General features: G+C 54.8%; 17 protein-coding genes and 1 pseudogene. 4 read left to right on the top strand and 14 right to left on the bottom strand.

Going from position 1 to position 18,957, the window contains the following annotated elements:
* Nucleotides 1-42 precede the first annotated feature (42 nt).
* From AC1Z3F_RS04505 to AC1Z3F_RS04495, 3 genes are read left to right on the top strand one after another with little or no spacing between them, the layout of a single operon-like run.
* Entirely contained in the window at nt 43-1,464 is a 1,422-nt protein-coding gene (locus AC1Z3F_RS04505) for a GntP family permease (protein WP_483566676.1), read from the top strand.
* A 31-nt stretch (nt 1,465-1,495) separates the two neighbouring features.
* Nucleotides 1,496-2,743 (top strand): CaiB/BaiF CoA transferase family protein, encoded by a 1,248-nt coding sequence (locus AC1Z3F_RS04500; RefSeq protein WP_262197865.1) that lies wholly within the window; start codon nt 1,496-1,498, stop codon nt 2,741-2,743.
* On the top strand, nt 2,740-3,681 hold the full coding sequence (locus AC1Z3F_RS04495) for a beta/alpha barrel domain-containing protein (RefSeq protein ID WP_262197867.1): 942 nt from the start codon (nt 2,740-2,742) through the stop codon (nt 3,679-3,681). Before AC1Z3F_RS04500 ends, AC1Z3F_RS04495 begins: the two co-directional genes overlap by 4 nt.
* Nucleotides 3,682-3,697: 16 nt before the next feature.
* On the opposite strand, the gene AC1Z3F_RS04490 is transcribed toward AC1Z3F_RS04495, so the two are convergent.
* Entirely contained in the window at nt 3,698-4,501 is an 804-nt protein-coding gene (locus tag AC1Z3F_RS04490) for an IclR family transcriptional regulator (RefSeq protein ID WP_131088066.1), read from the bottom strand.
* 230 nt (nt 4,502-4,731) lie between these two features.
* Here AC1Z3F_RS04490 and AC1Z3F_RS04485 point away from each other — a divergent pair, with 230 nt between their 5' ends.
* The gene (locus tag AC1Z3F_RS04485; RefSeq protein ID WP_483566675.1) at nt 4,732-6,450 is read left to right on the top strand and encodes an AMP-binding protein; all 1,719 of its coding nucleotides are present in this window, start codon (nt 4,732-4,734) and stop codon (nt 6,448-6,450) included.
* A 92-nt stretch (nt 6,451-6,542) separates the two neighbouring features.
* On the opposite strand, the gene AC1Z3F_RS04480 is transcribed toward AC1Z3F_RS04485, so the two are convergent.
* The 13 genes and pseudogenes from AC1Z3F_RS04480 to AC1Z3F_RS04420 all read right to left on the bottom strand — a co-directional run.
* The gene (locus AC1Z3F_RS04480) at nt 6,543-7,736 is read right to left on the bottom strand and encodes a hypothetical protein (RefSeq protein WP_483566674.1); all 1,194 of its coding nucleotides are present in this window, start codon (nt 7,734-7,736) and stop codon (nt 6,543-6,545) included.
* Between the two features lie 285 nt (nt 7,737-8,021).
* A complete protein-coding gene (locus AC1Z3F_RS04475) occupies nt 8,022-8,150 on the bottom strand; it encodes a hypothetical protein (protein WP_262197871.1) in 129 nt (42 codons plus the stop codon).
* A 197-nt stretch (nt 8,151-8,347) separates the two neighbouring features.
* Nucleotides 8,348-9,151, bottom strand: a complete 804-nt coding sequence (locus AC1Z3F_RS04470) for an IS3 family transposase (protein WP_483566937.1) — start codon at nt 9,149-9,151, stop codon at nt 8,348-8,350.
* Nucleotides 9,152-9,198: 47 nt separating this feature from the next.
* The gene (locus AC1Z3F_RS04465) at nt 9,199-9,519 is read right to left on the bottom strand and encodes a helix-turn-helix domain-containing protein (RefSeq protein WP_483566616.1); all 321 of its coding nucleotides are present in this window, start codon (nt 9,517-9,519) and stop codon (nt 9,199-9,201) included.
* 261 nt (nt 9,520-9,780) lie between these two features.
* Nucleotides 9,781-11,343, bottom strand: coding sequence for a signal recognition particle protein (ffh, locus tag AC1Z3F_RS04460; RefSeq protein ID WP_483566673.1), 1,563 nt, complete (start codon nt 11,341-11,343; stop codon nt 9,781-9,783).
* 251 nt (nt 11,344-11,594) lie between these two features.
* Nucleotides 11,595-12,815: an ammonium transporter gene (locus AC1Z3F_RS04455; RefSeq protein WP_262199738.1), complete on the bottom strand. Its 1,221-nt coding sequence runs from the start codon at nt 12,813-12,815 to the stop codon at nt 11,595-11,597.
* A 296-nt stretch (nt 12,816-13,111) separates the two neighbouring features.
* Entirely contained in the window at nt 13,112-13,771 is a 660-nt protein-coding gene (locus tag AC1Z3F_RS04450; RefSeq protein ID WP_483566672.1) for a hypothetical protein, read from the bottom strand.
* 179 nt (nt 13,772-13,950) lie between these two features.
* Nucleotides 13,951-16,059 (bottom strand): acyltransferase family protein, encoded by a 2,109-nt coding sequence (locus AC1Z3F_RS04445; RefSeq protein WP_483566671.1) that lies wholly within the window; start codon nt 16,057-16,059, stop codon nt 13,951-13,953.
* Between the two features lie 388 nt (nt 16,060-16,447).
* Nucleotides 16,448-16,858, bottom strand: coding sequence for a hypothetical protein (locus AC1Z3F_RS04440; protein ID WP_483566670.1), 411 nt, complete (start codon nt 16,856-16,858; stop codon nt 16,448-16,450).
* Nucleotides 16,825-17,127 carry a hypothetical protein gene (locus AC1Z3F_RS04435; protein ID WP_483566669.1) on the bottom strand — a complete coding sequence of 101 codons (303 nt, stop codon included), beginning with the start codon at nt 17,125-17,127 and terminating at the stop codon, nt 16,825-16,827. The genes AC1Z3F_RS04440 and AC1Z3F_RS04435 overlap by 34 nt, the downstream gene beginning before the upstream one ends.
* A gap of 16 nt (nt 17,128-17,143) precedes the next feature.
* On the bottom strand, nt 17,144-17,332 hold the full coding sequence (locus AC1Z3F_RS04430; RefSeq protein WP_483566668.1) for a hypothetical protein: 189 nt from the start codon (nt 17,330-17,332) through the stop codon (nt 17,144-17,146).
* Nucleotides 17,326-17,889: an SH3 domain-containing protein gene (locus AC1Z3F_RS04425; RefSeq protein ID WP_483566667.1), complete on the bottom strand. Its 564-nt coding sequence runs from the start codon at nt 17,887-17,889 to the stop codon at nt 17,326-17,328. Before AC1Z3F_RS04425 ends, AC1Z3F_RS04430 begins: the two co-directional genes overlap by 7 nt.
* Nucleotides 17,890-18,372: 483 nt before the next feature.
* Nucleotides 18,373-18,666 (bottom strand): annotated as a pseudogene (locus tag AC1Z3F_RS04420) (SH3 domain-containing protein); the annotation flags it as partial.
* Nucleotides 18,667-18,957 lie beyond the last annotated feature (291 nt).

Here is an 18,957-nt window from a genome sequence, read left to right as displayed (position 1 = left end):
TAGCTCACTAAGACCCACACCCCTTTGTAGATCGGACCGACCATGTCAGATACCGCGATTCTGATTAATACCGCTGTGGCAGTACTCGCCACGGTGCTATTGATCGTGAAATTTAAGGTCAATCCAGTCATCGCACTGGTTCTTGGATCCCTCTACCTGGGGCTCAGCACCGGGCTGGGCATCACCAAAACCGTTGAGACCATCACCCAGGGCTTTGGCGACATCATGGTGGAAGTCGGGTTGCTGATTGCCTTTGGTGTGCTGATGGGCGCCATCCTGAACGAAGTCGGAGCCATTCGACGACTAGTTGAACGGTTGCTTAGCGTATTTGGGCCGAAGTTCTTGCCGTACTCCATGGCGGTGGCCATGAGTACCGTCCTGCAGTCGATCTTTGTTGACGTACTGCTGGTCATCTCCGCCCCGTTGGCCCGGCGCATGGCTCCCAAAATCGGTCCTCTGGGCACTGCGCGACTGGCTACCGCCATGGCCATTTCGCTGGAATGCGGCATCATCTTCATGGTTCCGGGCGTCGGAGCACTAGCCTTGGCTGGCGTACTCGAAGTCCCCCTGGGAACCATGCTGATCTGCGGTCTGATCGTGGTGGTACCAACGGTATTGCTGGCAATCATGATCATGTCCTTCCTGTTCCGTCGCGGCTTCTGGAAGCCCGAACGCGATGAACAAAATATCTTTGACGAAGAAGATTACCCCCAAGCAAGTCTGCGCAACACCGCTGGCACCAAAACGCAGAATGATGCGGATGAGGCACGCAGCGAACCGGGCGCAGTTAAGCTCGCGGTTGACCCGCAAGCCAAACGCGAAGCACCACTGTGGGTACTCTTTGCTCCCCTACTACTGTCACTGATCCTGATTGCCGTTGGTGCTGTCACTGAAATTGCCAAGATCCATAACGGTGTTCTTGAGCTGCTCGGCAACCCGGTGGTTGCACTGCTGATCGGCCTGATCGGCACCACCATCGTGGGACGGCGCACCCTGGGTCAGAAGGGTTTGGATGAGGCCATCACCATCGGCTTTAAGGACAGCGGACAGATCCTGCTACTGACCGGCGCCGGCGGATCATTGGCAGCCACCGTGGCAGCTGCAGGTCTAGGCGATATCCTCGGCGGCTTCTTTAGCGCCAGCGCCGTAGCACCACTGGTAGTTGTCTGGGTGATCGCCGCCGTTCTGCACATCGCCGTCGGCTCGGTAACCCTCTCGGCCATTACCGCTGCAGGCATGCTTGCCCCAATAGCCCCGGCGCTAGGCCTCGACCCGGTACTGATCGCCCTGGCCGCTGGTGCAGGATCGCTGTTCATGATTCACGTAACCTCCAATACCTTCTGGCTGTTGCAATCCTTGTTGGGCCAAACCGTGCGTGGTGCCCTGAAGTCGGTCAGCGTGGGAGTTTCGGTGGCTTCGGTGATTGCACTAGGCATGGTGCTGACCTTGAGCATCTTCATCTAGTGCGCAACCGATCAACCCAAGGAGTTAACTCATGAACGAACAAGCAACGATCGCACCATTATCCTCAATCCGCGTCCTAGAACTAGGCAACTACATTGCCGCACCCACCGCCGGTCGACTACTTGCCGACTTCGGTGCAGAAGTCATCAAGGTAGAACGCCCGGCCACCGGGGATGAACTACGCAATTGGCGGCTAAAAAAGGGCAGTGTCTCGATGCTGTATCGAACGATCAACCGCAACAAAAAATCCGTTGTCCTTGATCTGCGTAGCGACGCCGGACGGGCCGCAGTACTCGACCTAGTCCGTGAATGCGACGTGTTATTGGAAAACTTCCGACCCGGCACCCTAGAAAAGTGGGGTCTGGGACCCGAGGTACTCAGTGAAGCCAACCCGGATCTGGTCATCACCCGCATCTCCGCCTTTGGCCAAACCGGACCACTCTCCCAGCGCCCAGGCTTCGCCGCAGTCGCCGAAGCCTTCAGCGGCTTCCGCAACCTGGTGGGAGATCCCGACCGGGCCCCGGTACGCGTGGGTGTCTCTATTGGAGATTCCATCGCCGGACTCTATGCAGCCTTCGGCGTGGTCATGGCCTTGTTTGAGCGCGATAAAAATCGTCCCGAGACAAAGTCCTTGCCACTAGATCACCGAGTAATCGACGTGGCACTGCACGAAGCGATGTTCTCCATGATGGAATCGTTGATCCCGGATCACGGCGCCTACGGAGAAACGCGCAGTCGTACCGGTGGACGCATGGAAGGCATAGCGCCATCCAACGCCTATCGCTGCGCCGATGGGGCCAGCATCGTGGTGGCCGGCAACGGGGATGGAATCTACAAACGCTATATGCAAGCCATCGGTAGGCCGGATCTGGCAGATGACCCCACCCTGCAATCCAACCAGCAGCGCTGGGAACAACGAGAGCTGCTCGACGCCGCCATCGGTCAATGGAGCGCCACACTAGACTCGGCGCAAGCATTGGACATCCTTGATACCGCAGGGGTTCCTGCAGGCCCGATCTACACCGCGGCCGACATTGAAAACGAACCACAGTATCAAGCCCGCAATATGATCCAGCACCTCGACGTCTCCACCGGCGAAGAAACCCTGAAAAACGTCGGCTTCCCCGGCATCGTCCCGGTCATGGGAGGAACTTCCCTACCCATCCGCAACCTCGGACCAGACCTCGGCGAACATACCGACTGGGTACTTGGTGAGTTACTGGGCTACGACCAAGACCAGATCCACGACGCCAGCGCCAGCGAAAAGAGCCAAGCATGAGCTACAACTTCACCCCAGCAGCCACCCTTCGCGACGTCACCTTGCGCGACGGACTACAGCTGACCGGCAAACTGTTAAGCACGGAAGAAAAGATCGCCACCGTCAGACAACTACTACACCTTGGCGTCCAAGAGATTGAACTGGGCTCCATGGCCCGAGCAGATTTGGTCCCACCCATGGCCAACACCCTTGAGGTGGCTCAAGCGCTCACCGCAGAAGAACTGGCGCACTGTTGGATCTGGGTGGCCACCCCGGGCCATGTAGCCAAGGCAGCCAAAGCCGGCATCACCAACTTTCAGTACTGCCTCTCCGTCTCCGATGCGCACAACCAGGCGAATATCTCGCGCAGCACCGAGGCAAGCCTTGAAGCACTACCCGAAGCCATCAAGTATGCACAGGCCGTCAACGGGCGCATCCAGTTATGCTTGGCCACCTCATTTACCTGCCCTTTTGAGGGTCAGGTGCCAGAAGCACGAGTACTAGAAATAGCCAACGACCCGCGTGCCGAAGGCACCTGCGACATCGTCATCTGCGACACACTTGGCCAAGCAGTCCCCGCTCAAGTGGCCTCACTGATCAGCAACGTTAAGGAAAACTCGCCCCAGCGAAGGATCGTCTTCCACGGCCACGACACCTGGGGACTGGGAGTTGCCAATACCTTGGCAGCCATCAGCGCCGGTGCCGAAGTGGTAGACGGAGCCCTCGGCGGATTAGGTGGATGTCCCTTCGCTCCGGGAGCCAGTGGCAACACCTCCAGCGAAGACATTCTCTTCGCCACCCGCCCAGCATGGCTGAGCCCAGAACGCTTCGGCTCGCTGGTGCAGCTCTCCGAGCATCTGCTCAACAAACTGGGTGAACCCAACCGATCAAAGTCAGCCCAAGGGGCAAGGTCTAAAGCCAAAGCGTTCGAATGGGTCATCCCCAGCGAAGAAAGCTAAAGCCGAGCAGGAACGACTAGCCTGCAGGGCGGTGGGTCTCACCGGGGAAACGTCCACCAATGAGTCGAGTCATTCGCTCTGCGGTCTCCAAGAGCGGTTCAACCCACGACTCGCAGACCTCTTGCGACATGCGTAGGGATGGACCACTGATTGTTACCGCAGCGACCAACCCGGCTGAAGAATCAAAAATTGGTGCCGACAATCCTGAAGCTCCACTTTCGCGCTCGCCGGTGGTAATGGCAAAACCATCGGCAAGTGTGGTGTCCACTGCGCTTTGTAATTCATCCAGACCGGTAATGGTGGAGGCGGTCAAGGGTTCCAAGGAACCTTCAACAAGCCGTTGCATCAGTTCTGGCTTCCAGGCCAGAAGTACTCGTCCTGCGGATCCAGCGTGCAGTGGAGCCAGTTCCCCCAGATGCATTTCGCGACGCAAAACGTGGCGGGTTTCGGCAATACCTACGCACACCCGGTAGGACTGTTCGGCACGGAAGATGCAGGCGGTCTCCCCTGTAACATCACGCAGTTCGCCAAGCAGTGGGCTGATCACATCGAGGACTTCTTTGCCTCGGGTAGCCGGAGCAGCCCAATAGGCCATCTTCATGCCGATGCGGTAACCGTCTCCGTCCCGATCTAAGAAGCCCTGCTCCACGAGGTTTGATACTAACCGCTGCACGGTAGAGGAAGGCAGGGACGTGGCCTCACGAAGATCCGTCAAGGTAAGGACCGGCTGGCGTAAGGAAAAAGCATCAAGGATGGAGCTGATTTTTCCCAGCACAAGAAGCTGATTCTGATTCTTTGCCGGAGCTTGATCCTTTGACATATTTCAGACGCTAGACCATCGGACCATCACCGTCCAATTGCTCACTATTTTTGACTCAGACATCACAATGACAGATCGAGGGGTCAATTATTGGACAAATACTGAACTGCAAATCAAAAACACCACGCACAATGACGCAACAATTCGTCAGCACTGATCATTATCGTATATTTGGGTTAGAGCAACGATCAGATTCAGGGGCATTGGCGCCCGACAAATGAAGGACTGCGATGAACAATACCGAGAAGTTCCGAGCCGCCCGCGACCTCCTGTTGGCAGCTCGGGATGACTACGAGCGAGCACGGGCAGAGTTCACTTGGCCCCAATTCACCGACTTCAACTTTGCCTACGACTGGTTTGACGCCGTCGCAGCAGATCCGCAGCGTGCCAATGAACCCGCACTGATCTTGACCGAACCTGATGGAAGTTCTGCCCGGTACTCCTGGGCCGAACTTTCACACCGTTCCACCCAAGTAGCGCGCTGGCTCAGCGACGAAGGACTGGAGCGTGGAGACACCATCGTCTTGATGCTGGGCAATGAAGTGGCCCTCTGGGAGACGATGTTAGCCGGTATGAAGCTCGGCGCGGCGATCATCCCGACAACTACGCAGGTCACTTCCGAAGATTTGGCTGACCGCATTAATCGCGGCAAGGCCAACTGGGTCATCACCAGTGATGACCAACTGGAGAAGCTACAAGAAGTTCCCGGAACTTACGCCATCGTTCAGGTTGGTGGTCAAGCACTTCCAGGCACCCTGCATTATGCAGATTCTTACCAAGCACCAGCACAATTCTCGCTTGAGACCCCAACCCGTGCAGATGAAAACCTGCTGCTGTATTTCACTTCGGGAACAACCTCGCAGCCTAAGTTGGTGCAGCACACGCACACGTCCTATCCGGTGGGGCACCTGGCAACGATGTTCTGGATCGGCGTGGAGCCAGGAGATGTGCACCTGAACGTCGCGTCCCCTGGCTGGGGCAAGCACGCGTGGTCAAACTTCTTTGGTCCTTGGATTGCCGAAGCCACGGTATTTGTCTTCAACTACGAGCGCTTTGACCCCGAAGCGCTGATGAATCAGATGGATAAGGAAAACGTCACCAGCTTCTGTGCACCGCCGACCGTGTGGCGCTATCTGATCCAAGCGGACCTGAGCACCTTGAAGAATCCGCCGCACAAACTGATCTCTGCCGGCGAGCCACTGAACGCTGAAGTGATTGACCAGGTGCGTAATGCGTGGGGTCAGGTGATTCGTGACGGCTACGGACAGACCGAAACTACGGTGCAGATTGCCAATTCTCCAGGTTCCCCGGTGAAGGTAGGCGCCATGGGTCGACCGATGCCCGGTTATGAGATTGAACTTCGCAACCCAACCACCGGCCAGTTGGCTGAGGTTGGCGAGATCTGCCTGCGAATTGATCCTCGCCCGGTTGGGTTGATGAAGGGTTACTTTGATGACCCGGAGAAAACCGACGAGGTTCTACGAGACGGTTTTTACCACACTGGTGACATTGCGGAAATCGATGAGTCTGGTGTTCTCACTTACGTTGGTCGTGCCGATGATGTGTTCAAATCAAGTGACTACAAGCTCAGCCCGTTTGAGCTTGAGTCAGTAGTTTTGGAACATCCCGCAGTGGCTGAAGTTGCGGTGGTTCCCTCTCCAGATCCGCTCAAACTTTCGGTCCCAAAGGCCTTCGTGATACTTGCTGCTGGATATGAGCCTAACGCGCAGACGGCCGAGGACATTCTTGGGTTCTGCCGCGAGCACCTGGCTCCCTACAAACGCATCCGTCGTTTAGAGTTCTCAGATCTTCCAAAGACCATCTCGGGCAAGATCCGTCGAGTTGAGCTACGCCTTGCCGAGGCGGAACAACATGCTGCTGGCACGACTCCAGCTGGAGAATTCCGCGACACCGATTTCCCGGATCTAAAGAAACTGGGCTCAGCCTAATTTAGGGGCGCTCCCCCGCAAAAAACGACGGTTGGTCGGAAGCTACTTCGACGGAGCTTCCGACCAACCGCTAAGCAAAGAGAGAATGCAGCTTAGAATTTATTCTTTTCTTTGACCGCGTCAACGACTCCCTTGCCCAGGTAGAACGCGCCGTCGGCATACCAAGCGGAAATCAATAGTTGACGTGCGGGCTTGGGTAGCCAAGCAAATTTCTGACTATTGACCATAACCGCGTGTGCAGCGGCGCCCGAGGCAAGAACCAATGCACCGGAAGCAATCAGTGCTTTGGGGTTCCATCCACCGCGGAATAATACCCGCGAAATTCCGGTGGCTTCGCGCTCTTGCTCGCTCAGTGCAGCGCGCAGGCTTCTGAACGGACCGCCAGTGGAAATAATGCGACGGTCTTCAGGGATGGGACGGCCGGTGAGGTAGTCCACGCTACGCGGGTCGAACCCGAACAGGGCCACAAAGCGCTTGAGGCTAGCCACGTCCGTGGGGTTGCGCAGCAGTGTTAATGCTTCCTGACGCTGGGCGTCATCACTGAGCAACTGGTCAATCAACTCAATAACTTCGTCGTCGATACCACGCAACAACGCATCTAATTCTGCCAACCGGGTTGCAGCCGGCGACTCAGCACCTGGATCAAGAATCACCTGTCGTTCCAGGTCCAGCACCATGGTTAAGGCTGGAGCAAAAAGATCCTTGCGGGCACGTTTGGCTTCTATGGTGGCCATGATGACGTTACCGGTGCGCGTAAGCGACAAGAACGGACGGTTGCTTCGAGAGATACCAGGAGCAAAGACTGGATACGTAGGCATGGCCATGAGCCCGGCTTCACTGTTCCATACGGTGATCTGGTTATCCTCAAACCCGGCAGCCAAAACTAGTTCCGAAGCCTTGAGGGTGGCACCATGAAGCAACTCGTTGGTGGAGCCAAGTTCACCGAGAATGTCTTCATCCGGGGTGGGACCATCAATTTCTTCACCATCAACCAAAACGTAGTTGGCACCGGTGGAGTTCTTCAGCTCATGAACCAGCTTGGTCACCCGGGAACCCTCACGCAGTTTGCCATTGGCATCAATCCGGTAGAGGACCGCGTCGCGTGCTTCGCTGACGGTGGCAACCTCAGCCAATACCTCGGTGGCTTTCTCTCGCTCGATAGCTCCGCCGATGAATCCGAGCAGACGACGGTCGGCCAAAACGCTGCGCACAGTCTGAACGGCATCCGGCTTATCACCCATAAAAATGAACTCAAGGTTGAGGTAGTTGAACTCTGAAGAATCCACGAAGTCTGATCCCTTTCATCTCTGCATTGGTTTGCTACTGTCAATTCTAGTTACCTCGCTGAAGAACAGCTCCAAGACTTCTGCCTATCAGCCAGCCGAAGCCCTTGCGCTCCGCCACTTGACGTGGAATTCGAAAAGTTAGGTTCTCTTCGGAAGGCAACCTGCTTGGCCTGAATACAGCAAGAGCCCTTGCATCGATGGTCATTGACCGATGATGCTTGGGCTCTTGGCTGTCAGATCGCTAGACCATGCTCAGCACATGGTGGAATCGCGGAAAGTTTTATTTTATTTAGCAGTCTTACGTACCGGGTCGCTGATGGAATCAGTACCCTTCAGCCGCTTCTCGGCGCGCTTTTCCTTGATGGATTTGGTGGGCTTCTTCGCTTCGCCCTTGCGTGGTGACTTGTCGGACATGATGTGCCGCCTTGCCGGAAGCATTAATCGCTTCCAAAATATGGGGAGAGTACCCCATGGCCTCATCCTACGGTGCATTCGGTACAACCGATACCAACTGGCCGAAAGGACTCGCTGGCATGAGATGAGAAAGGACCTGCGCAAATCGTCTATGAGCTGGGGCCCGAAAGTTAGACTAACTAAATAATAGTCCTGGCTTAGGCTGCAAGGGTATGACATCGATATTCCATCGGTGCCATACCCTTCAGCCGTTCCTGACGTCGATCCGTGTTGTACCAATGGATATACGCTTCAATCTCCACCTTGAGCTCCGCAAAATCAGCGAAATGCTCTCCATGGAACATCTCTGACTTCAGATGACCAAAGAAATTCTCCATAACAGAATTGTCATAGCATTTTCCCTTACGCGACATGGACTGCACCGCACCATGCTCCTCCAACAAGGCCTTCCAAGACTGATGCTGATATTGGAAACCTTGATCCGTATGCACCAACAACTTCTTCCCGAAATCCCGCGACCCTAAAGCCAGTGCCAAACTCCCATTGGTGAACGCCGTAGTCGGTGATGAAGAGATCGTGTAGCTCAGGATGCTGTGGTCAAACAGATCCATAATGGGAGACAAATACAGTTTCCTCTCATCAACCCGAAACTCTGTCACGTCACTGACGTAAACAGTGTCCGGGGATTCCACGTCAAACTTTCTTTGCAAAAGGCTTTCAGCGATCTTGCCCTGCTCACCCTGATACGAGTTGTAACGTCGCTTCGGACGAGCTTTGGACTGGAATCCGAGGATCCGAATGAGCTTACGGACCAGCTTCCTACCAACGTCCCAACCTTCAGCGTGAAGATCCATGTGAACTCTTCGATACCCATAGCGTCGCTTACTGCCTTCAAACGACATGGTGATGGCAGCTTTGAGTTCCGCATACGGATCCGCCTGATCCATCAATTTCAGGTGGTAGTAATAGGTTGACCTGGCCAATCCCGCCGCGGCAAGCAGGTCTGCGAGGTCGTGCTCTGACTTGAGAGTGACGACCGCCTGGGCTTTTAGCGGTGTCCCTGATCCCTCAAGTCTCGGAGTTTTTCCAAGTAAGCCACCTTGGCCAACAAGAACTTGTTCTCCCTACGGAGTTTGTCTTCTTCGCTCAACGCTGGTTTAGGTGCGGAGCCTTTCGGACGTCCTTTAGCCTTGGGCATGAGTGCTTCGTCGCCGGCTTTCCGCCATTCACGTGCCCAGGTAATAACCAGCACTTTGGAACTGAGATTGAACTCAGCGGCAAGGCCCATGGCCGTTTCTCCGGAAAGGAAGCGGTCAACGATTTCCTTCTTGGTTTCGAAGGAATACTGCGTTTTAGTTGGATTCTCCATGAGACAAAGACTGCCATGCAATCGCCACCGGTCATAGAGACGCTTGGCCGCCCCTGGGTTTACGTTGATCCTGGATGACGCAGCCATATACCCATTGCCTTGCTCAAAAAGAACAACGAGCTTTTCCCGTTGATACTCGGATAGTGTGCTTCGTGCGCGCATGAAACTGCTCCCCAATAGTTGTTGACTTTTACAGTCCAACTTTTGGGGAGCAGTTCATCTACTGACGATCGGCACAGGTCCTTTTCTACGCGCTAGTGCTTACTTACCCAAGTACTTCTCGAAGCCTGCAGGCAGGTTCAAGCTTGATGGGTCGAAGTCCGCATTGGCGTTCTGGCCAAACGCGGCACCCGAAGGTGCTGCTGGCTTCTTGTTCTGAGCTTCCAGCTCGGCCTGTGCAGCCTTGGCTGGGTTACCGAACTTCTGCTGCTTTTTGCCCTTGCCCTTGGCCTTTGCCTTGCGAGCTGCGCCCTTACCGGCACCTGGCATACCAGGAATACCGCCACCGGAGGCCATCTTCTTCATCATCTTCTGCGCTTCGGTGAAGCGTTCAAGCATCTGGTTCACCTCGGACACCGTAACGCCGGAACCCTTAGCAATACGTGCACGGCGTGAACCGTTGATGATCTTTGGAGCCACACGTTCGTGCTGGGTCATCGAACGAACGATGGCTTCGACACGGTCGATCTGGCGCTCATCAAACTGTTCAAGCTGCTGACGAGAAATCTGTGCACCGGGCATCATGCCCAGCAGCTTCTTCATCGAGCCCATCTTCTTGATCTGGGCCATCTGAAGAAGGAAGTCATCCAGGGTGAAGTCTTCCTGGTCGGCGAACTTCTTCGCCATACGCTCGGCTTCGCCCTTGTCCCAGTTCTTCTCAGCCTGTTCGATGAGCGTCATGACGTCGCCCATGTCCAGAATGCGTGAAGCCATACGATCTGGGTGGAAGATCTCGAAGTCGTCCAGGTTTTCACCGGTGGATGCGAACATCACTGGCTTACCGGTCACCGATGCTACCGACAGTGCGGCACCACCACGGGCATCGCCATCAAGCTTGGAAAGAACTACACCAGTGAAGTCGACGCCTTCATGGAAGGCCTGCGCGGTGTTGACCGCGTCTTGACCGATCATCGCATCGATAACAAAGAGGACTTCGTCCGGGTTGATGGCAGCGCGAATGTTGGCAGCCTGGGCCATCATTTCGGTGTCAACACCCAAACGGCCGGCGGTATCCACGATGACTACGTCGTGCAGCTTAGCCTTGGCTTCGGCGATACCGTCGCGGGCTACTACTACCGGGTCACCGGTTGGAGTATCAAATTCCGAGGAGACACCCGGGTGCGGTGCGTAGACAGGCACTCCGGCACGTTCACCGTTGATCTGTAGCTGCTTTACGGCGTTTGGACGCTGAAGGTCACAGGCCACCAGCATCGGGGTGTGGCCCTCAGACTTCAGGTGCTTAGCCAACTTACCGGCCAGGGTGGTCTTACCGGCACCCTGTAGACCGGCGAGCATGATCACCGTTGGAGGGTTCTTGGCCAAGTTCAGGCGACGGGTTTCGCCACCGAGGATGCCAACAAGTTCTTCGTTGACGATCTTGACGACCTGCTGGCCTGGGTTCAGAGATTCGGAGACCTCGATGCCCAGTGCACGTTCTTTCACCTGGGCCACAAAGGCGCGGACCACCGAGACGGCAACGTCAGCGTCGAGCAGGGCGCGACGGATTTCGCGGACGGTACCGTCAATGTCTGCTTCGGTCAGGCGGCCCTTGCCGCGCAGGTTTTTGAAGGTTGCTGTCAGGCGATCGGAAAGTGAATTAAACACGTGCCGGGCACTTCTTTCGATAGGTCTTGTGGTGCGTATAAAAAACGCACGGGACTCGACTTATAAGAATATCAAGAATCGAGGCTGCATCTAACCAGCTCCACACCAATACTGGTTGTGCGTTTGCTTGCTGCGCTCCAAGGGAAAAGAAAACCGCCGGTGGCTGCATGGCCCACCGGCGGTTTCCCGGACACCGTAACCGGTGTCCTACCCCTTGATTTTGTTCATGTTATTTTTCAGATCCCACCTCGTTACTTAGAAGCCAGCTGGTATCCGGCGTCGTTGTGTTCTGCGGCATCGATACCGGCGATTTCAATATCTGCCGATACTCGCCATGGGCTGAACTTTCCAATGACCGTTGCGATGATCCAGGTCATCACTGCCGAGAAGATCATGACTACTGCCAGTGTTACGAACTGTGCAACCAGCTGGGCTAGTCCGCCACCGTAGAACAGGCCACCAGCGCTTTCCTCGGTTGGCAGTGCGAAGAAGCCAAGGAACAAGGTGCCGATGATACCGGAGACCAGGTGAACGCCGACCACGTCGAGTGAGTCATCATAGCCAAGCTTCCACTTGAGGTTCACTGCCCAAGCCGAACCGGCACCTGCCACTAGGCCAAGAACCAATGCTGCCCATGGGGCCAGGTCTGCACACGAAGGAGTGATAGCTACCAAACCAGCGACCAGACCGGAAGCGACACCTACCGAGCTTGCACGTTCTCCGCGCAGCTTCTCGATGAGGACCCAACCTAGAACTGCTGCACCAGGGGCAGCGAAAGTATTGATCCAGATCAAACCAGCCTGCTCAACGGTGGTGGCTGCACCAGCGTTGAAGCCGAACCAACCGAACCACAGTAGGCCAGCGCCGAGCATGACCAGTGGGGTGTTGTGTGGCTGTGGACGATCGTGGAAGTTGTGACGCTGGCCGAGCTTCAGTGCGAGTACAAGAGCTGCGATACCTGCGTTGGTGTGAACTACTGCGCCACCGGCGAAGTCAATTGCTTCACCGAAGATCTTGCCCAGTGCGCCATCAGCGGAGAGAAGACCGCCACCCCATACCCAGAAGGCCACCGGTGCGTAAACCAGGGTGACCCACAGTGGGATGAAGAATAGCCATGGAGCAAAGCGAGCGCGGTCGGCGATTGCGCCGGAGATAATGGCCACCGAAATCATGGCGAAGGTGCCGGAGAAGCCGGCAGCAAGCAGATCCGCTTCTGCGGTGTTGTGCATCGCGAAATCGCTGATTGGATTTCCCACGATGCCTGCGATGGTTGGCTCACCTGCGGAGAACGAGTACCCCCAAAGTACCCAAACTACTGCGGTGATCGCTGCTGCAGAAAAGCTCATCAGCATCATGTTCACGACGCCGGTAGAACGAGTCATACCGCCGTAGAAAATTCCAAGTGCTGGTGTCATCATCAGTACAAGTGCGGCTGCTATCAGGATCCATAAGCTGGCAACGTCCAACTCCATCTGGATCACATCCCCTCAAGGTGTATCGGTGTATCGGTGGCGAGTCGGGCCCTACTGCAGGAGAACGGTGTCCTTGGCCCGGTGTTGACTCCATTCTTCGCCACTGATGTTTCGATATACTCGCGGATTCGTTTCGCGTGTGTATCAAGTCACCCCTTTAAGTAACGATTAGTTCTCTGCTATGTTTCGACCCTGTTTCGCCTCATTCACCACGAAGATAAAGACGGGCGAAAAAGGTTCGGGCCAGCGTCTCTGAATCGAGGACTGACCCGAACCTTTATGAATTCACACCGTCTTTAGGAGCGCTTAATCTTCACTACCTGGAACTTCGGCACGGTAGTTGAGCCTCCAATAGTGGTGTCATAGGTCAGTGAACCGGTCACCGTGGCGGTGACCTTCACCAGATCCTCAGCCACATAATCATCTAGCTCGACGCACTCGGAGACTCCATCACCAGCGGCGAACAACGCGTTGTGTTCGTAGTCGTATTTGCCCACCAAAGCGTTGCTCAGCTCTGCACGGAACATGCACGGTCCGGTACCGGAATCGAACTGGGTGATCCGCGCGTAGAAGATGACATTTTCACCGATGTGAGAATCTGGATTCTTCACGATCTGGTCAAGTTCACGCTTGCTGATCTTTTTTGCCTTGTTCTCTTGCTCCTTCTGAGCTTTCTCGGCAGCTTCTTTGGCTTCTTTTTCTTCGGCTTTGCGAGATGCTTCAGCCTCTTGCTCAGCGACGCGTTCTTCCTCAGCGGTGCGCAAGGTGTCCGCTTCGTCTTGAACCGTTGCCAAGGTGGTCTTGGTATCAGCAAGTTCAGCTTCCAGTGCTTGCTTCTGTGAGTCCAAGGACGCAGCGGATGCTTGGGCAGCTTCAAGGTCTTCTTTTGAAACTCCACAAGCGCTCAAAGAAAAAACGACAGCGACAGCGACCGCTGCCAATAAGAACCTCTTCATGGTCCTACTCCATTTCATGGGTGCGAGTTCCCGGATCCCCCAATTGCATCCGGGTACTGCTGATCATGACAGTGGGTAGGGACACTTTGGCTTTATCGAAGGTCTGCGCACAGACAAAGCTGCCACCGGTCCGGGACCGGTGGCAGCTTTGGTTATTCAGTTAAGTTGTTGTTGCGTTCCTAGGACGTTGGAAACAGCTTGGAAGATCCCACAGCCTTTTGTAGACGCGAATCCAAAGTGCCCGAAAGCGACGCGGCGTAGGTAGCACTGAGATGGGAGTGATCCCAATAGGCCAAGATGCCACCGATGACGGTGTAGCACGTCTCGTCCTTGCACAGCTGATCGTTCATGTCGACCTCGCCGATGTTTGGATCCTTCAGCGCCTTAGCGGCGTCAGCCTGTGGATCCATCGGGATCCAGTCTTCGGCCTTGCCGTTGCATTCATTTAGATCGTCAGAGTTTTCGGCAACACAGTCAGGCGCGTTTTCTAGCGTGGCTCCAGGCCACGCAGTGTCACGGATGACCGCTACTTCAGCTCCGGTGTCGGACCAATCGCTCAGGATCTTTTCGTAGGCCTTAGTGGCAGGGGCTTCAGAACTTTCCATCGTGTGCCCGGCAAGGGGCTCGGACTGGCGGTTGGAAGAGATGACTAGGTCATAGTCTTTCTTCTTGATCTGACCGGTGACCCAGTCCCCTAGATCTTCACAACCTTGCACGCTGGCTTCATCATCAAATCGCTGACCTTCGCCCATGACGGCGCAACGGTTGGCTACGTAGGTATCAACTTGCCAGCCGTGCTTTTTGGCAATGCGGTTGATTGCTGGATACCACTGGCCGGCATGCGAGTTACCAACCAAGGCAACTTTGATCTTGCCCTTACCGTAGCTGCAGACCGGGCGCTCTTTGAAGTCGGTGACTTGGCTGGCGAAGCAATCGTCCTTGTACAGCACAGGCTTATCGGTTTTTGCGGCTACGGGCGCAGGCGCGATCTCTTGGTCTGGCGTTTGCGCGGCATTAGGCAACGAGCATTTATCGCTCAGTGCTGATGCGCCGAGGCAATCTTCACCGACTGTTTTTTCAACTTGTGCCTTTGCTTTATTGATGTCCTGAGCCTCATCTGCAACATTGACGCTGTTCATGTAGAAGGCGCCAGCAAATAGGGCAAGGACCAGGCTGCCTGCGGCGAGGAAGCGTGGAGCGGTGAGAAGTGCAGAAGTCTCAATGAACTTTTTGAAGCGAACTTCAACGAGCTTCTGCGTCAAGACCGACAGGATTAAAGTCAGCGCAAGGGCAGCAAACTTTTGAGGCCATTTGAAGTCGTCAACCACAAACGGCACTAGGACCAGCAACGGCCAATGCCAGAGGTAGATGGCGTAGGAATTATCGCCGAAGAACCGAAAGAGCTTAGTGCTCAAGAAGATATTTGGGGAATACTTGTGCGTTGAATTGCACAGCAAGACTAATGCAGTACCGAACACCGGAATGGCTGCGATGTAGCCCGGGAATGGCATGTCACCGGTAAAGGCGAAAGCGCTGAAGGCGATTGCGAGGATACCGCCCCAGGATCCGATCAAGCTAGCTAGATCATTCTTGGCGGCGTGAGCCTTTGCCCCGAGTGCGGCAACTAATGCTCCGGCTGCGAATTCCCAAACTCGGGTGAAGGTTGAGAAGTAGGCGGCGCCCGGGTCTGTTGCCGTGGCGTAGAGCGAATAGGCGATGGACAGAACGAATACTAGGCCAACGCCTGCCAGAACAATGTGCTTGATCTGCTTCTTGTACTTCAATGCTGCGAAAACTAGCAGGCCGATGAGTACCGGCCAGACGAAGTAGAACTGTTCTTCAGCCGAGAGTGACCAGAAGTGCTGGAAGGGGCTTGGCGCGTCACCTTCAGCAAGGTAATCAACTTTGGTTAATGCCAGGAACCAGTTCTGGAAGTAGAACGTCGCTGCAAGTGCTTGCAGACCCCAGTCCTGCCAGACCGTTTGCGGGGCGAAGATCCAAATACCCAGCACGCTAAAGAAAATGACTAGGAACGAGGCCGGGAGCAGTCGCTTGACGCGCCGCATCCAGAATCGACCGACATCAACAATGTTCTTTGGTGGCTTGACGATCAGGTGGGAGGTAATCAGGAACCCTGAGATGACGAAGAAGACGTCTACACCAACAAAACCACCTGGGAGGTAGTGACTCCAGAAGTGATAGAGCACCACAATGCCTACGGCAATGGCACGTAACCCCTGGATATCAGAGCGAAATCCCGCGGGTTTAGGATCCTTTTTTAAAGGCATGGGCAAGTCTTGATTTGACGACACGTCGTGGTGGATCCTTTACCGGCTGGTTTAGCTTACGGAGCAGGCATCCATGGAGTTCAAACGCCATTGATCGCATTCAATATTTACCGGAAATTTTGGTCAATTTCTGAAAATCGCTTCGCAGCTTCGCTTCTAGGGTCGGTTCACATTTCGCTCAGATCTTGTTTACCTGACGTTTGACTTGGGATATTTCTCAACTGCCCACGAACTGAAGCGCTGATTCGCGTAGACCTCGTCCCTGTCGGGCTTTGGGCGTGTCGCAATACGTCTACAAGCAAGAAACCAAAACACTGCCGTAGAGCAAACAAGGCGCCTAACTTCCACGACAGTGGAAGCCAAGCGCCTTGATTGTTTTGAAATGACCTCAGTAGCTCCAGGTCCATCCGCCGGTCTTGTCTGGGTCGTAAACAACCTCACCGGTTGCGTAGGGAGAGTCGAGGATGACCTTGCCTCGAATTTCATCCCCTGCACCGACTGCGATATCCAAAGCATCATCCACATCACAGGAGAATGCCGCAACGGTATTCAGATCATAAACAACAGTGCGGTTCTCCCCCGGTGAGACGCCAAAAGCCGAAGCATCCAATGGCATCAGCGCGATGTCTTCCTTGACTACCTTTTCGGCTGATTCCGCGAGCTTGGCGCTGACATCCAACAACAGGAACTTTTTGTTCTCTGGTGCGATCTTCTCACCGAAGCCACGCAGTGTGCAGGTATCCAAGACCTTCACGCTGTGCACGGTCACCTCAAAAGACGGTTTGGTTGCCCCATCCATCGTGAGCTTTCCTGCCTGACCCAAGTTTTTGATGACTTGGGCTTGGGTGTCAACGTGGACGTCTTCTCCAGTTTCCGCGTGGTCTTTGCTACGTCTGCCATGTCGTCCTGCAACTTCTGGGACGTTGGCCCTGCCTGAGCAGAATAGTAGTTAGTGCTCATAATGAGCCCTACCGAGACTGCAGCCACCGCGATAGTGGAACCTACAGCCAGCGCGACTTTGCGCTTTGGGCTGTTGGACGGATTCTTCTGTTCATTGAGTGTGTTCATTGTCCAGTCCCCTTTTCTATGAACGCTTCAGGAAGTCGCCGGAGGAAATGTAGCGGCCCGAATTCTTGACCACTTGCTCCGAGAACGATGTTGTCTTGTACGTCCACGACTCAGATCCGTCGGTGAGCGGAACATTTTGCCTGGTGTACATCGGCTTGCCTTGGTACTTCAACTGACCTTCGTAGATATCAAGCTTCCTCAGCATGCCTGGACCGGCCGAATCCGAATATTGGAATTGCTCGGCCACAACGGTTTTGGACCATTGGTAAGGAAGGTCCAATTCCTATTCCACAATTGGTACAGGGACGAGTTGGCTAACCGCTGGTCCTTGACCTTTTGCTGGAACCCGCCCATGACGTTGTAAGCAGATTGTCCGGTACGCAAGGTGCCGTAGACGGCTACAGAATATGGTCCGTGCTTTCGCAGGTTCCCCGATTCCTTGATCCAACCAGAGATGGAGCCAGCATTAATATGCACCCATCCACCTTCGGCCTTATGCGTGACAACAACTTTCCAACCCTTTTTGATGCTGCCAACGGAAGCAGAGCCGGAGATCGGATTCTTTCGCAAGGTCAACCCCATGGTGCTGAAACGGGCGTAGTTCTTGACGTCCACGGCGGGAGGAATGATTGGAGCCGGCTTGTTGCGGTCGGTAACCGAGGACCAGACCCATTTGCCATTGAGATTGATTTCGTCGCGACGATTAGCAGAGTCCCAAGCACCCCAACGAACACGGGTGCCTCTGGTAATGGTGCCTACCACTTTCGAATTGGTCTTTGATGCGGCGCTGTAGACCGATCCGTTGCGCTGTGCGTACCGGTATTGCGGGGCTACGTAGTCGCGGTTGGTGGTGCTGGTCCAGACCCAGCGACCGTTGACGTAGATTTCATCCCGTCGGTTTGCGGCATCCCAACGACGGTACTCCTACTTTTCAGCGTGATGAATCCGGCCCAGATAGGCATCGGTTTTTGGATTCATTGACGAGTAGATGTTGCCGCTTTTTTGAACGTATCGATACTGCTTTGCCGGACGGGTGCGAACCACATCTTTGGACTCGACCCAACCGTGATAGTACGCAGTCTTGATATGAGAACTGGTTCCGCTAACTTCCAACAGACTTACCTGAGTGCGAAAGTTCACCGAACCAATTCGCTTGGTACGCGCTGCGGTGGAGTAGATACCGGAGTATTTGGTCATATACCGGACCGAGTCATCCTTCAAATAGGTTCGAGTGCTCAGATATTGGCTTGCCGACCAACCGGTCTTGGACCCCCAGGTAAGTTGGCTCCAGGTGCCAGATTTCTGACCGGTCAGTTTAACGATGGTCCCTTTAGGCATGACACCAAGGGATTCTGCACTGGTTGAGGGAGACTTCCTGAGATTCAGATTTTCCGTTGTCTTCGTCTCGGTGACTTTCTTGATGTACTTTGACGGCGGAGCGTTCTCAGGATCGTAGGGGCTTAGTGATACCTGGACTGTCTGAGATGGAACTGACGAGTTGGCGCCCACGGCCACTAAAGGCGTGACAAAGAGTGACATGATTCCAAGGGTTGCGACAAGCGCATACCGAAGTTTGAGTTGTGCCATGTGCATCAGACCTTGACCTCATCTTCTATTCGAAAGATGCGACTGATGGTTCCGGGCAAGGAATGCCCAGGAGGTTACCTCAATTGAAGAATAGAGCCCAAGAGGTGAAGCCGCAAGCGTTTTATCAACTCTTTACATTTTAAGTTCCCACGTGCGCTATGAAACTCGAATGCACCAAAGGTTGTCCATGCAATGAAGTGCCTCGCGCCACTCAAGTAATAACTTGAACCACTTGCAGGTATT

It is taken from the genome of Glutamicibacter sp. MOO4, assembly GCF_056934395.1.
This window is presented reverse-complemented; position numbering and strand designations above follow the sequence as displayed.

Excerpts from the sequence above, each read along its gene's own strand:
- AC1Z3F_RS04505 (WP_483566676.1), top strand. The coding sequence starts at position 43 with ATGTCAGATACCGCGATTCTGATTAATACCGCTGTGGCAGTACTCGCC.
- AC1Z3F_RS04500 (WP_262197865.1), top strand. The coding sequence starts at position 1,496 with ATGAACGAACAAGCAACGATCGCACCATTATCCTCAATCCGCGTCCTA.
- AC1Z3F_RS04495 (WP_262197867.1), top strand. The coding sequence starts at position 2,740 with ATGAGCTACAACTTCACCCCAGCAGCCACCCTTCGCGACGTCACCTTG.
- AC1Z3F_RS04490 (WP_131088066.1), bottom strand. The coding sequence starts at position 4,501 with ATGTCAAAGGATCAAGCTCCGGCAAAGAATCAGAATCAGCTTCTTGTG.
- AC1Z3F_RS04485 (WP_483566675.1), top strand. The coding sequence starts at position 4,732 with ATGAACAATACCGAGAAGTTCCGAGCCGCCCGCGACCTCCTGTTGGCA.
- AC1Z3F_RS04475 (WP_262197871.1), bottom strand. The coding sequence starts at position 8,150 with ATGTCCGACAAGTCACCACGCAAGGGCGAAGCGAAGAAGCCCACCAAA.
- AC1Z3F_RS04465 (WP_483566616.1), bottom strand. The coding sequence starts at position 9,519 with ATGGAGAATCCAACTAAAACGCAGTATTCCTTCGAAACCAAGAAGGAA.
- AC1Z3F_RS04455 (WP_262199738.1), bottom strand. The coding sequence starts at position 12,815 with ATGGAGTTGGACGTTGCCAGCTTATGGATCCTGATAGCAGCCGCACTT.
- AC1Z3F_RS04450 (WP_483566672.1), bottom strand. The coding sequence starts at position 13,771 with ATGAAGAGGTTCTTATTGGCAGCGGTCGCTGTCGCTGTCGTTTTTTCT.
- AC1Z3F_RS04445 (WP_483566671.1), bottom strand. The coding sequence starts at position 16,059 with ATGCCTTTAAAAAAGGATCCTAAACCCGCGGGATTTCGCTCTGATATC.
- AC1Z3F_RS04440 (WP_483566670.1), bottom strand. The coding sequence starts at position 16,858 with ATGGATGGGGCAACCAAACCGTCTTTTGAGGTGACCGTGCACAGCGTG.
- AC1Z3F_RS04435 (WP_483566669.1), bottom strand. The coding sequence starts at position 17,127 with ATGAACACACTCAATGAACAGAAGAATCCGTCCAACAGCCCAAAGCGC.
- AC1Z3F_RS04430 (WP_483566668.1), bottom strand. The coding sequence starts at position 17,332 with ATGCTGAGGAAGCTTGATATCTACGAAGGTCAGTTGAAGTACCAAGGC.